Source organism: Staphylococcus sp. HMSC072E01, from assembly GCF_001814125.1.
GTDB lineage: Bacteria > Bacillota > Bacilli > Staphylococcales > Staphylococcaceae > Staphylococcus > Staphylococcus hominis.
The window spans coordinates 150,050-164,060 of sequence record NZ_KV814964.1 but is presented as its reverse complement, the minus strand read 5'-3'; the positions used below and the strand labels follow the sequence as shown (position 1 = coordinate 164,060).

15 protein-coding genes are annotated in these 14,011 nt (G+C 31.1%); all 15 read right to left on the bottom strand.

Annotated elements, in window-relative coordinates; all coding sequences use genetic code 11:
• Nucleotides 1-12: 12 nt before the first annotated feature.
• Complete coding sequence (locus HMPREF2953_RS05610) at nucleotides 13-360, bottom strand: diacylglycerol kinase family protein (protein WP_049336083.1); 348 nt, start codon at nucleotides 358-360, stop codon at nucleotides 13-15.
• On the bottom strand, nucleotides 356-817 hold the full coding sequence (gene ybeY, locus HMPREF2953_RS05605; protein ID WP_049336081.1) for an rRNA maturation RNase YbeY: 462 nt from the start codon (nucleotides 815-817) through the stop codon (nucleotides 356-358). The genes HMPREF2953_RS05610 and ybeY overlap by 5 nt, the downstream gene beginning before the upstream one ends.
• On the bottom strand, nucleotides 818-1,765 hold the full coding sequence (locus HMPREF2953_RS05600) for a PhoH family protein (protein ID WP_002449734.1): 948 nt from the start codon (nucleotides 1,763-1,765) through the stop codon (nucleotides 818-820). It lies immediately after the preceding gene.
• 274 nt (nucleotides 1,766-2,039) lie between these two features.
• Nucleotides 2,040-2,735: a hypothetical protein gene (locus HMPREF2953_RS05595; protein WP_070672195.1), complete on the bottom strand. Its 696-nt coding sequence runs from the start codon at nucleotides 2,733-2,735 to the stop codon at nucleotides 2,040-2,042.
• 16 nt (nucleotides 2,736-2,751) lie between these two features.
• Nucleotides 2,752-3,738, bottom strand: coding sequence for a flotillin-like protein FloA (gene floA / locus HMPREF2953_RS05590; protein WP_049336077.1), 987 nt, complete (start codon nucleotides 3,736-3,738; stop codon nucleotides 2,752-2,754).
• 14 nt (nucleotides 3,739-3,752) lie between these two features.
• The gene (locus HMPREF2953_RS05585) at nucleotides 3,753-4,460 is read right to left on the bottom strand and encodes an NfeD family protein (RefSeq protein ID WP_049336076.1); all 708 of its coding nucleotides are present in this window, start codon (nucleotides 4,458-4,460) and stop codon (nucleotides 3,753-3,755) included.
• 149 nt (nucleotides 4,461-4,609) lie between these two features.
• The gene (rpsU, locus tag HMPREF2953_RS05580; protein WP_002449867.1) at nucleotides 4,610-4,786 is read right to left on the bottom strand and encodes a 30S ribosomal protein S21; all 177 of its coding nucleotides are present in this window, start codon (nucleotides 4,784-4,786) and stop codon (nucleotides 4,610-4,612) included.
• Nucleotides 4,787-4,918: 132 nt separating this feature from the next.
• The gene (mtaB, locus tag HMPREF2953_RS05575; protein ID WP_049336074.1) at nucleotides 4,919-6,265 is read right to left on the bottom strand and encodes a tRNA (N(6)-L-threonylcarbamoyladenosine(37)-C(2))-methylthiotransferase MtaB; all 1,347 of its coding nucleotides are present in this window, start codon (nucleotides 6,263-6,265) and stop codon (nucleotides 4,919-4,921) included.
• 5 nt (nucleotides 6,266-6,270) lie between these two features.
• Nucleotides 6,271-7,023 carry a 16S rRNA (uracil(1498)-N(3))-methyltransferase gene (locus HMPREF2953_RS05570; RefSeq protein WP_070672194.1) on the bottom strand — a complete coding sequence of 251 codons (753 nt, stop codon included), beginning with the start codon at nucleotides 7,021-7,023 and terminating at the stop codon, nucleotides 6,271-6,273.
• A gap of 1 nt (nucleotide 7,024) precedes the next feature.
• Nucleotides 7,025-7,963: a 50S ribosomal protein L11 methyltransferase gene (prmA, locus tag HMPREF2953_RS05565; RefSeq protein WP_049336073.1), complete on the bottom strand. Its 939-nt coding sequence runs from the start codon at nucleotides 7,961-7,963 to the stop codon at nucleotides 7,025-7,027.
• 2 nt (nucleotides 7,964-7,965) lie between these two features.
• Nucleotides 7,966-9,096 (bottom strand): molecular chaperone DnaJ, encoded by a 1,131-nt coding sequence (gene dnaJ / locus HMPREF2953_RS05560; RefSeq protein WP_049336072.1) that lies wholly within the window; start codon nucleotides 9,094-9,096, stop codon nucleotides 7,966-7,968.
• Nucleotides 9,097-9,249: 153 nt separating this feature from the next.
• Entirely contained in the window at nucleotides 9,250-11,082 is a 1,833-nt protein-coding gene (gene dnaK, locus HMPREF2953_RS05555) for a molecular chaperone DnaK (RefSeq protein ID WP_049336071.1), read from the bottom strand.
• Between the two features lie 42 nt (nucleotides 11,083-11,124).
• Nucleotides 11,125-11,748, bottom strand: a complete 624-nt coding sequence (grpE, locus tag HMPREF2953_RS05550) for a nucleotide exchange factor GrpE (protein ID WP_070672191.1) — start codon at nucleotides 11,746-11,748, stop codon at nucleotides 11,125-11,127.
• Between the two features lie 31 nt (nucleotides 11,749-11,779).
• Entirely contained in the window at nucleotides 11,780-12,757 is a 978-nt protein-coding gene (gene hrcA / locus HMPREF2953_RS05545) for a heat-inducible transcriptional repressor HrcA (protein WP_049336069.1), read from the bottom strand.
• A 103-nt stretch (nucleotides 12,758-12,860) separates the two neighbouring features.
• Nucleotides 12,861-13,982 (bottom strand): radical SAM family heme chaperone HemW, encoded by a 1,122-nt coding sequence (gene hemW / locus HMPREF2953_RS05540; protein ID WP_070672190.1) that lies wholly within the window; start codon nucleotides 13,980-13,982, stop codon nucleotides 12,861-12,863.
• Nucleotides 13,983-14,011 lie beyond the last annotated feature (29 nt).

Genomic DNA, 14,011 nt, shown 5'->3' with positions numbered 1-14,011 from the left:
TTTATTATCCCCTTAAAAAAAGATGTGAGGTATAAAAATAATTAAACCCATAATTAGTGCAAAGATTGAAACAACCATAACACTAAAGGCGGCAATATCTTTAGCTTGTTTAGCTAATTCATGATAGTCAGAAGTAACTAAATCTACGACGCATTCTATAGCTGTATTCACAGCTTCAAGCGTAAGTACCAAAGTGATGCTTAACAAAACAAACAACCATTCTACAGTTGAAAGTCTTACGATAATTCCTAAAATGATAGCTATGAATGCGAAGATTAAGTGTATTAGATAATTGTGATCTTTTTGAAGAAGTGTTTTTAAACCGTCAAAGGTGTATTTAAATCGTTTTAAAAATTTAATCTCTAGTCAATCCGTATGCGTTTAAGATTTCTTTTTGACGTCCAAACATTTCTTTTTCATCTTCTTCATTCATATGATCATAACCTAATAAGTGTAAAAAACCATGTAAAGCTAAAAAACCAAGTTCTCTTTCAAATGAATGATTATAAGATTCAGCTTGTTCCTTAGCTACATCAGTACAAATAATAATATCTCCTAATACTCTAGGAATATCTAAACCAATAATATCTGGTTCATCTTCTTCAAGTGCAAAAGAAATAACATCAGTCACTTTATCTTTATCTCGATAATTTTTATTTATTTCTTGAATTTCATCTTTATCTACAAAAGTAACTGACAATTCAGCATCTTCATGAATGTTTTCTTTTTCTTTAGCAAAGTTAATTAAGTCTTCGATTTGATGATACCATTCATCTTTAACTAAGTTTGTATGATCATTGAAATCAATCGTAAACATTTAATTGTCTCCTTCATAACGTTCGATAATTTTACTTACTAATGGGTGTCGTACTACATCACTTTGATCTAATTCCATAATATTTATTCCTTTAACACCACGAAGGTTCTTAATAGCTTCTTTTAATCCACTTTTAACACCTTTTGGTAAGTCAATTTGAGTTTGGTCTCCAGTTACAACCATTTTTGAACCAAATCCTAGACGAGTTAAAAACATTTTCATTTGTGCATGTGTTGTATTTTGAGCTTCATCTAAAATGACAAATGCATCATCTAGAGTTCTACCCCTCATATACGCTAAGGGAGCAATTTCAATTGTACCTCGTTCAATAAAACGTGCTGTTTGTTCTCTACCTAAGACAGTATTTAAACCATCATAAAGAGGTCTTAAATATGGATCAACTTTTTCTTTTAAGTCTCCTGGTAAGAAACCTAATGATTCACCAGCTTCTACAGCTGGTCTTGTTAAAACAATTCTTTTTACAGTTCCTTTTCTTAATTGTTTTGCAGCATACACAACTGCAAGGAAAGTTTTACCTGTTCCAGCAGGACCTATACCAAATACTAAATCATTACGTTTCATAGCATTAATATAAAGACGTTGCCCCATTGTTTTTGCACGAATTGTTTTACCAAAGGCATCTTTAGTAATCTCTTCATCATATAAATCCAATAGATATTGAATAGTGTCATTTTTAGCCATCTTTATGGCAGCCTCAACATCTTTTAATGTAATTGAATGTCCTAACTCAATCACCTTTAATAAATTTTTAAGAACTAATTCTGCTTTTTCAACATGCTCTAATACTTGACCTTTTACTGCAATTTCTTGCCCACGAGCATGTATGATAACATCAAATGCTTCTTCAATCGATTTTAAGTGTTCATCATTATTACCAATTAAAGCTTGAGAATGGTTGATGTTATCTATTTGAATTATTCCTGGCATAAAAGCGCTCCTTTTCACATAAAACATATTCATTAATAATTAATCTTTCATATAAATTTTACTAAACAATGATAAAGTATACAAATTTAAATGTTTTGAATGAATAATTAACCTAAGATAATATAGCATAACAAAAAAGTACTAAGAACACTATGAGTTTTAGGGGCGTCTTAACATATTAGGAACATAAATAAAGAGACTTTCACGTAGAAAGTCTCTTATAAAGGTCAGAATGAAACAATGAATGTTGTCTTATTCTTTTATTTATAACCTCTTATAATTTTTTAGGTTTATTTAATATTTCTTGCCAAATAATTCCATCAACTATCGGATCATTGTCAAATTGAAACGTTTGATGTGTCATATTTTTCTCAATAGATTTACTATTGAGTAATTGATTCAGTTTATAACGTTTCGTTTTTTCAGATAAATACTTATCATTAATAATTTCTTTAGCTTTCTTTTCAATTAAAGAAAGTTGTTTTTCTTTTTCCTTATCAATTTCAGATCTCACATTAAATAATTCTTTTGATAGGGAGTCTTCTAACTGTTTTTTAATATCTTTTTCACTTTGAAATCTCTCTCGTGAAGTTGAATCTCTATCTTTAGAAGGCACTTTTCCGGTATGAGATTGTTTAGTTTCAAATCGTTTTGATTCTCCACGATGATGTTCAGGCGTAACGTCTTTTTTAAGATTTTTATCACTGTGAACCGTTTCTTTTTTAGAAGAGGGTTTTGGTGATGATGTTTTTTTAGTTTGTTCTTCTTCATCAAATTCTGATGCCATCTCATTAAAAGCTTCTTCTATCTGCTCAAAAATACCTTTTTTTCTTGGTATGTTTTGCGTAGGACTTTGTGTATTTTTGTGTGGAGGCATTTGATTTTTTCGTTGTTCATGACTTTTATCTCTCATTGCACTAATACCAGTAACAATCACAGAAATAACGAATATAAGAATTCCAATATTCATTTAATCACCCCTCTATTTAATTTGGTGATTCATCGTCATTTTGTTCGGTACGTTTATTAATAGCGTTTCTCATACCTGTATCTGCTTCTACATTTTTTAAATTATAGTAATCTTTTACTCCGATATTGCCTTTACGTAAAGCTTCAGCCATTGCTAGTGGTACTTCTGATTCAGCTTCTACTACCTTAGCACGCATTTCTTGAACACGTGCTTTCATTTCTTGTTCAGAAGCAACAGCCATAGCACGTCGTTCCTCAGCTTTAGCTTGAGCAATATTTTTATCTGCGAGTGCTTGTTCCGTTTGTAAATCAGCGCCGATATTTTTACCGATATCTACATCTGCAATATCAATCGATAAAATTTCAAATGCTGTTCCTGAATCCAATCCTTTACTTAATACTGTTTTAGAAATATTATCAGGATTTTCAAGTACTTGTGTATGATGTTCACTAGAACCAATTGTGGAAACAATACCTTCACCAACTCGTGCAATAATTGTTTCTTCTCCAGAACCACCTACAAGTCTAGAAATATTAGCTCTTACTGTAATTCTAGCTTTAGCTTTAACTTCGATACCGTTCATCGCAACACCGGTAATAAAGGGAGTTTCGATTACTTTGGGATTAACAGACATTTGAACAGCTTCTAAGACATCTCGTCCCGCTAAGTCTATTGCGGCACCTCTTTCAAAAGGTAAATTGATATCTGCACGTTGGGCTGCTATGTTGGCATCCACTACTCTATCTACATTACCACCGGCTAGATAATGAGATTCCAATTGATTTGTTGTTAAATTTAATCCTGCTTTATGAGCTTTAATAAGAGGACCTATCACTTTACGAGGAGATACTCTACGAAGTCGCATTCCTATAAGTGTAGCAATACTAACTTTTACACCTGCAGCAATAGCGGAAATCCATAATCCGACTGGTACAAATGAAAATAATAATAATAAAGCAACTATTATTATAATCGCAATAATTATAATTCCAATATTTAACATTGACTTTACTCCTTTTATATTTTTATTTCTCTTACAACTACTCTACTACCTTCTACCTCTAAAATTTTTACTTTTTTATTTCTCAAGATAAATGTACCGTCAGAAACAGCATCTATTCTTTTGTCATCTAAAGTTATGATTCCAGCAGGCCTTAAATCAGTAGTAGTATACGCAGTTTTTCCCACTAAGTAAGAACGATCATCATGAGATCTATAACCAGCTTCTGTACTCGTTGAATCATTCAATACCACTTTATCAAAAAATGGTATTTTGCGATTAAATACTCTCACCAAAATCACCCATTCTATAATAGAAAGTATTAAAGCAACAATAACATTAAAGAGCATAACTAAAATATTATCTCCCAACATAATCATACTAACAATAATAAGCACTATTCCTATAATTCCAATTACTGCTCCAACAATGAATAGTTCTATTGTTAGTAAGATGATACCTATGAAAAACAATAAAATTGAAATCAAATTGACCTCGCCACTAATTAAAAATCCTAGAAATAGAATAAGTAACGCTAGAGAAGCTAAAATACCTAAAATATTTATCTTTTTAGAATAAAGTTGATATAAAAAACCTAAAAAGATAATACATGTAAGAATTAATAAAACAATAGGATTAACAATGATATTTGACATATCATTCAACCATGAATGATTCATTGAAGCAAAAGTATTCTCGATATGTATCAAACTTATACTTATCATTATCTCACCTCGCTCTCAATTAAATTATACATGAAATAAATACTATATTATAGTATTACAATTATATAAAAAAACTCTCAATTAGTTTAACTAATTGAGAGGATATATATAATTAACATTCATGTTGAGGGAGTCAACAGAGCTATTAATTATTTGAATTTACGTTTACGTGCAGCTTCTGATTTTTTCTTACGTCTTACACTTGGTTTTTCGTAAAATTCACGTTTACGTACTTCTTGGATTGTACCACTTTTAGATACTGAACGTTTAAATCTACGTAATGCATCTTCTAGTGATTCATTTTTACGTACTACTGTTTTAGACATCTGTATTTCCCTCCCTCCAAATATCAACGAAACTTAAAGTCAATAATTGCATAGAAATAATTAACTATGCTTTATTTAGTATAATATATGAAATAATTATGGTCAATTATAAATCTTTATAATTTTAAAAATTTATAATAATATACCTTCTTCAGTTTTATTAGTAGCATGATTAACGATTCTAACTGCACTACCAATGTTAATTGGATAATCAGCTTTATTAATTTTAACTTTAACAATCTCACCGATTAAATCCTCACTACCCTCAAATTCAACTTTCATATAATTATCTGCGTAACCTACTAATGTATTTTTTGTTTCTCCTACTTCTTCTGGAATCACTTCTAAAACTTCATTTTCAAATTTTGATGCGTATTCTTTAGCAAGTTGATCACTTAAAGCAATAAGTTTATGCACACGTTCATTTTTAATTGACTCATCAATTTGATCATCCATACGTGCAGCAGGTGTACCAATACGTTGTGAATACGGGAAAACATGTAACTCTGAGAATTTATGTTTAACTATAAAATCATATGTTTCTTGGAATTCTTCTTCAGTTTCTCCTGGGAAACCTACTATAACATCACTTGTAACTGCTAAATCAGGTAATGCATCATGTAATTTTGTTAGTCTTTCAGAAAAATGTTCCATAGTATATTTGCGTCGCATACGTTTTAATACTGTATCTGAACCTGATTGTAATGGTACATGTAAATGTCTAACTACTTTATTAGAATTTTTTAGAACGTCAATGACTTCATCAGTAAGTTGACTGGCTTCAATTGAAGAAATTCGAATTCTTTCTAAACCATCAATTTCCTCAAGATCTCTGAGTAATTGAGCTAAATTATAATTTTTTAAATCTTGACCGTATCCACCGGTATGAATACCAGTTAATACAATTTCTTTATATCCAGATTGAACTAATTGTGTTGCTTGTTCAACTACTTTTTCAGGATCTCTAGAGCGCATTAAACCACGTGCCCATGGAATAATACAGAACGTACAAAAATTATTACAACCTTCTTGGATTTTTAGAGATGCACGAGTTCTATCCGTAAAATAAGGCACATCAAGTTCTTCATATGTACGATTTTTCATAATATTTCCAACACCATTAATTGGTTGACGTTCTTCTCTAAATTGATCAATATAACTAAGTAATTTATGTCTATCTTGAGTACCAACAACGACATCTACACCTGGAATCTCCATAATTTCAGCAGAAGATGTTTGTGCATAACAACCTGTAACACATACTACTGCATCCGGATTACGACGTATTGCTCTTCTAATGACTTGTCTACTTTTTTTATCACCTGTATTAGTCACGGTGCAAGTATTAATGACATATACATCTGCATTAGTTTCAAAATCTACTCTTTCATAATTATCATCTTTAAATAATTGCCATATTGCTTCAGTTTCATAATGGTTCACTTTACAACCTAAAGTATGAAACGCTACTGTTGCCATTTAATTCACCCCATCAATTCTTTCTCAAAACTTATAGCACTAAGTGCATATAGTGGCGCAGTTTCTGCTCTTAATATTCTAGGACCTAAACCAACGTTTAAGCTTACCTCCCTAAAGAGATCGATTTCCTTATCAGAAAAACCACCTTCAGGTCCAAATATGATTAACACACGATCATTCGTTTGAAAGTTGTTTAAAATATTTTTAAATCGACTTTTTTCGCCATGCTTGGCTTCGTCTTCATATGCTATTAACACATAGTCATAATTATTTATGGTATCATAAATTACTTTTAAATTCGACTGAAATTTAACATCTGGAATAACAAGTCTATAACTTTGTTCAGCAGCTTCTTTTACAATCTTTTGCCATCTATCTATTTTCTTTTGTACCTTGTTCTCTTGTAATTTAACTATAGATCGATCCATACCCACTGAAATAAAATGATTGGCACCTAATTCTGTACTTTTTTGAAGCAACCATTCATATTTATCAGCTTTTATTAAACCACTACAAATCGTTACATCAACTGGTAATTCAGTGTCAATATCTAATTGGTTTATTGGTAAAACTTCAATTTGATTAGAATTTATATTTGTGATTTCACTAATAAATACTTTTTTATCATTAAAATTAATTATAATTTTGTTACCAACCGTATTTCTCATTACATTTTTGATATGATGTATATCTTCTTCATTGGTAATAAAAAAACGCTGATTCTCATCAGCGTTTTGATTGATAAAGTATCGTTGCAAATTATTCACTCACTTTCTGACCAACAATGCAAACCCATCCATTGTCATGATTGATTGATACAATATTAAATCCAACACGCTTCATATGCGACAGTATATCTTCATGCTTTTCTTCTATAATACCTGAAGTTATAAAATAACCATCTTCATTTAGTGTATTATAAGCATCTTCAATCATTTCATCAATAATATGAGCTAAAATATTTGCGATAACTACATCAAATTTTTCATTTTCTTCTTTTAATAGATTACCGGGAATGGCTTCAATATCATTTTCACAATGATTTTTTCTAAAATTCTCCTTAGCCACACCAACAGCCATTTCGTCTATATCTAAGGCTTTAATTCGTTTAACACCTATTAAGTGACTAGCGATACTTAATATACCAGAACCTGTACCTACATCAATGACTGAGGAATCGGGTGTTACATAAGTTTCAATCGCTTTTAGACACATACTTGTTGTTGGATGATCTCCAGTACCAAAAGCCATTCCAGGATCTAATTCTATACATAATTCATCTTCTGATTCTTTTGAATAGTCTTCCCAACTTGGAACAATCGTAAATCTCTCAGAAGCTCTGAAAGGATGAAAATAATTTTTCCATTCATTAGCCCAATCTACTTCAGCAATAGTCTTTGCTGAAAACTCAACTACTGAATCATCTATAAGATCCAAATTTAATATTTCATTTTCTAATTTATTTTTAAATTGAGTGTTATATTTCAATTCATTAAAGTATGCTTTTAATCTCACACCTTGTTCAGGGTAATCTTCTTTTTTTAATTCGTAGATTTCACCAAATTTATCAGTAGGTTGATTAATTAAATCATTGGAATCTTCTATAACTACTCCATTTGAACCATAGTTTTCTAATATGTTAGTGACTAAAGATTCAACTTCATGATTTACAGTGACTGCAAATTCTGTCCAGTTCATGACTATTCACCTCTAAAGAATTTACGAGCTTTGTCTTTAAAATTAGCAGGTTGTTCTTCCGGATTTTCACCACTGATTTCCGCAAATTCTCTCATTAATTCTTTTTGTCTATCAGTTAGTTTATTTGGTGTGACAACTTTTATATTAACAAATAAATCACCATGGCCATATCCATGAACATTTTTAACGCCTTTCTCTTTAAGACGGAATTGTTTACCAGTTTGAGTACCAGCAGGAATTGTAAGCATAACGTTACTGTTTAGAGTTGGTACTTTGATTTCATCGCCAAGTGATGCTTGTGGGAAGCTAATGTTAAGTTCATAGAATAAATCATCGCCATCTCTTCTAAATTTATCAGAAGGTTTAACGCGGAATACTACATAAAGATCACCATGAGGACCGCCATTTTCACCAGGTGCACCTTCACCAGCAAGACGGATTTGTTGTTCATTGTCTACACCTTCAGGTACAGTTACTTCTAATTTTACTGTTTTATTTTCAGTCCCTTTACCATGACAAGTTGGACATGGTTCTTCAAATTCTTGACCACTACCCTCACACTTAGGACAAGTTTGCTCAGTTCTTACGCGTCCTAAAATTGTATTTTGTTCAACAGATACATGTCCTGAACCATGACAATAGCTACATGTTTTTTTACTTGTACCTGGTTTAGCACCATCACCGTGACATGTATGACATGTAACATCTTTTCGAATAGAAATTTCTTTTTTAGTACCAAAAACAGCTTCATCGAATTCTAAAGTCATAGTGTATTGTAAGTCGTCACCTTTTCTAGGTGCATTTGGATCTCTTTGACGTGAACCACCAAAGAATGAGCTAAATATGTCTTCAAAGCCTCCACCGAAGCCACTGAAGTCTTGTCCACCAAATCCTTGACTGCCAAATCCACCTTGGGCACCGCTATGTCCAAATTGGTCATAATTTGCACGTTTATTGTCATCACTTAGAACTTCGTATGCTTCAGAAATTTCTTTGAACTTTTCATCAGCGCCTTCTTCTTTATTGATGTCCGGATGATATTTTTTTGATAATTTACGGTATGCTTTTTTAATTTCATCTTTTGAAGCATCTTTACTTACGCCAAGAACTTCATAATAATCTCTTTTAGCCACAAGTATCTCTCCTTTTCTAAATTTTTATAATTTAAACACATACTCAAGTATCTTAATTATAAAAGAAAAAGTCAAAGCCAATGTTCAATTGACTTTGACTTTTTGGCTTACATTTATAAATGTTTACATAGTAAACGTTATAAACGATTAGCTTTATTTTTTATCTTCGTCGTCTTTAACTTCTTTGAACTCAGCATCTTCAACATTGCTATCATTTGATTGTTGTGAACTGTCTTGTGCTTGTTGTTGAGCTTGTTGAGCTTGTTGATATACTTTAGCAGATAATTCTTGAATTACTTGTTCTAATTCTTCTTTTTTAGCTTTAATATCATCTAAATCTTGACCTTCTAATGCTGATTTAAGTGCATCTTTTTTGCTTTCAGCATTTGATTTATCTTCTTCACTGATATTTTCACCTAAGTCTTTAATTGTTTTTTCAACTTGGAATACTAAGCTATCTGCTTCGTTTCTTAAGTCTACTTCTTCACGACGTTTTTTATCTGCTTCAGCATTTTCTTCAGCATCTTTAACCATACGATCAATTTCTTCATCAGATAATGCAGAACTTGATTGAATAGTGATATTTTGTTCTTTATTTGTACCTAAGTCTTTTGCAGTAACGTTTACGATACCATTTTTATCAATATCAAATGTTACTTCAATTTGAGGTACACCACGTGGAGCTGGTGGAATATCAGTTAATTGGAATCTGCCTAATGTTTTATTATCTGAAGCCATTGGACGTTCACCTTGTAATACGTGAATGTCTACAGCAGGTTGATTGTCAGCAGCTGTTGAATATACTTGAGATTTTGATGTTGGGATTGTTGTATTACGTTCAATTAACGTATTCATACGACCACCCATAATTTCGATACCTAATGATAATGGAGTTACGTCTAATAATACAACGTCTTTAACATCACCAGTAATTACGCCACCTTGGATAGCAGCACCCATTGCAACAACTTCATCTGGGTTCACACCTTTATGAGGTTCTTTACCAATTTCTTTTTTAACTGCTTCTTGTACTGCAGGAATACGAGTTGAACCACCAACTAGGATAACTTCATCAATTTCAGAAGTAGATAAGCCAGCATCTTTAAGTGCTTGACGAGTTGGTTCCATTGTTCTTTTGATTAATGAATCAGCTAATTCTTCAAATTTAGAACGAGTTAAGTTAATTTCTAAGTGTAATGGACCATTTTCTCCAGCTGAAATGAATGGTAATGAAATCTGTGTTTGAGATACACCAGATAAATCTTTTTTAGCTTTTTCTGCAGCGTCTTTAAGACGTTGTAACGCCATTTTATCTTGTGATAAGTCAACACCATTTTCTTTTTTGAATTCTGATACTAAATAGTCGATGATTACTTGGTCAAAGTCGTCACCTCCAAGTTTGTTATCCCCTGCAGTTGATAATACTTCGAATACGCCATCGCCTAATTCAAGAATAGAAACGTCGAAAGTACCGCCACCTAAGTCAAATACTAAGACTTTTTGATCTTGTTCAGTTTTATCTAAACCATAAGCTAATGCTGCAGCTGTTGGTTCGTTAATGATACGTTCTACTTCTAAACCAGCAATTTTACCAGCATCTTTAGTAGCTTGACGTTCAGCATCATTGAAATAAGCAGGAACAGTGATTACTGCTTTATCCACTTTATCTCCTAAATAACTTTCAGCAGTGTTTTTTAAATTTTGTAAAATCATTGCTGAAAGTTCTTGTGGTGTATATGATTTGCCGTCAATATCTACTTTATAATCTGTACCCATATGACGTTTAATTGATTGTACAGTATTTGGGTTTGTAATTGCTTGACGTTTAGCAACTTCACCTACTTGAGTTTCACCATTTTTAAATGCCACAACTGATGGAGTTGTTCTAGCACCTTCAGGATTTTGAATTACTTTAGGTTCGTCTCCTTCTAATACAGATACGCAAGAATTTGTAGTACCTAAGTCAATACCTATTACTTTACTCATAATAAAATTCCTCCAATTTTAAAAATTTTTCAATTTTAAATCTTATTGATTAACTTTGACCATAGATGGTCTTAAAACTCTATCTTTTAATTTATACCCTTTTTGTAATTCTTGAGTGATTTCACCAGAATTAAAATCAGGATTGTCATCTTGAACAACAGCTTGATGGAAGTTTGGATCGAATTCTTGACCTTCAGATTCAATTTCTTCTAAGCCATTGTCTTTTAATGCTCTTAATAAGCTTTCATGAATCATTTGAACACCTTTTTTGAGAGATTTAAATGATTCGTCATCACCCTCAATTTGAAGTGCACGTTCAATGTTATCGATAGTAGGTAAAATATCAGTAAGCACAGGTTGAGCTTGATATTTTTTATTTGTTTCATTTTCATTTCGAATTCGACGCTTATAATTTTCGAATTCAGCATATAATCTTAAATATTTTTCTTCATTTTCATTTGCTTTTAATTGTAATTGTTGAATTTCTTCGTCTTCAGATTGATCATTTTTACCTCCATTATCATGTTCAGATGTAGATTCATTATTTAATTCTTCTTCAGAAGGATTATTTTCTACATCATTTGAAGACGACGCTTCGTTTTTAACGGTTTCATTTTCTTCAGTATGTTCAGTGTTATTTTTCACTGATTCGTCTTTTTCTGTCATTTTATGCCCTCCAATATAATTACAATTAGATTCACCATATTTGATTAAGTAATTGAATCACATTTTGATAATGCATCGCAGTTGGTCCGATAACCGCAATTTGTCCTTTTAGTGCATCATCAAAATGGTACTGACTCGTTATAATTGAAATATCACTTAACCCTTCATCTATTTCGTGGCCAATTTTAACATTAATTTCAGAAGTGGAAATATCTTCTAGTAACTCGATAATTTTTTCTGATTCTAGATATTGTAAGATTGGCTGAATAGAAGAAACATTGGTTTCGTTCAGTGCATCAATAAGTTTAACCTTTCCACCCATAAAAATGCTATTACTTTGTTTATGGATATGAGAAGTTAGCATGATAGTTAATTCATTTATAAAGGATTGTTCTGCAATAGAATTTGTAAATTGTTTTAACTTCTTATTAAAATCAAATTGACTTTTATAATAATTATCAGTCAGAAAATTTGAAATCCTTGTTAACCTATCATCGTTAAACTCCATTGATTCACTTAAATGTAAATGTTCTACATGTCCAGAATTATAGATGATGACCATTATAATTATAGACGAATTTGCACGAATCAAATGAACATTATTTATAATATCTGTTTTGTGATTAGGTCGAACAACCAACGTTGCATATTGAGATTTTATTGATAATTCATCAGCAAAATAACTAAGAGCTGAAGAAATATCATAATGATTCTCAATCAAAAGTTGATTTAAACGTTGAACTTTATTTTGTTTTTGATGAGATGTTTGTTTTAACAATTGATTGACGTATAATCTAAAACCTTGTTCAGAAGGTGCACGCCCTGAAGATGAATGAATTTTTTCTAAAAAATTCAACTCTTCCAAATACTTCATTTCATTTCTAATAGTAGCTGGGCTTACATTTAAGTTATGTCTATCAATTAAGGTTTTAGAACCTATCGGTTGTCCTAAATCAACATAATCTTCAACAATTGCATTTAAAATGCTTAATTGTCTATTTGTAATCATGTCTTCACCTCATTAGCACTTCTTTGTCTCAAGTGCTAATTATAATTTAACAAATTGGTCAAAGTAAGTCAACGTTAAAGCTCTTATTTTTCAAAAAAATTTATTAATTTAATAGAAATGCTTCAAAAACTTCATTTCCAATGATTTTCCCCCTGTTTGTCAATGAAATATGGTTATCTCTTTCATAAAGTAAATTTTTCTTTTTCAGGTTATTTATTGTCTCACCAAATACTTTATCCATTGAGGTACCAAATTTTGAAAGAAATTTAACTTTATCGACACCTTTATTCATTCTTAATCCTAAAAACATTTCTTCTTCCATTCTTTCTGATTGAGTAGGGAAATTGGAAGTTAAAATAGGACGTTGATGATTATTAATAGCACTGATGTAATGATTAACAGGATTGAGATTCGAATAGCGTTCTCCATTTACATATCCACTTGCGCCTGCTCCAAAACCATAATATTCTTCATTTAGCCAGTAAGTCTTATTATGGCTTGATTCATGATGAGACTTGGCGAAATTTGAGATTTCATATTGTTTAAATGAGGTTTCTCCTAAAACATTCATTAAATATTGATACATTTCAGCTCCTAGATCTTCGTTTGGCAATTTTAATTTACCTTTTCGATACATATTATAAAATTGAGTTTTAGGTTCTAAAATTAATCCATAACTTGAAATATGATCTATATCCATTTGTATTGCTCTATTAAGACTATCTGAAAAATCGTCTAATGTTTGAGTTGGTAAATGATACATTAGGTCTAAACTAATCGATTCAATATTTGCTTTTCTAGCATAATCTACAGCATTATATATATCTTGAGTTTTATGTGTTCTACCTAGAATTTTTAGTAATTCTGGTTTAAATGTTTGTACACCCATAGAAATTCTATTTACACCATATGAGTGCAGTAATTTCACTTTATCTAAAGTTAATTCATCGGGGTTTGCTTCAAATGTATATTCACCTTTAATTGAAAAAGTTGACTGTATTGCTTTTAAAAGTGTTTCAAGTTGCTTGAGATTTAAAGCTGTAGGCGTACCTCCTCCAACGTACATTGTTTTAAGATTTCTAATTTCACTTGTTTTCATTTCTTTAATTAATGCAGAAATATATTCATCTACTGGTTGTTTGTTAATAAAGTACTTATTAAAATCACAATATGTACAAATCCTAACGCAAAAAGGTATATGAATATACGCACTTTTTATTGACATAGTTACACCCTCAATTTTAAGTTTTTAAA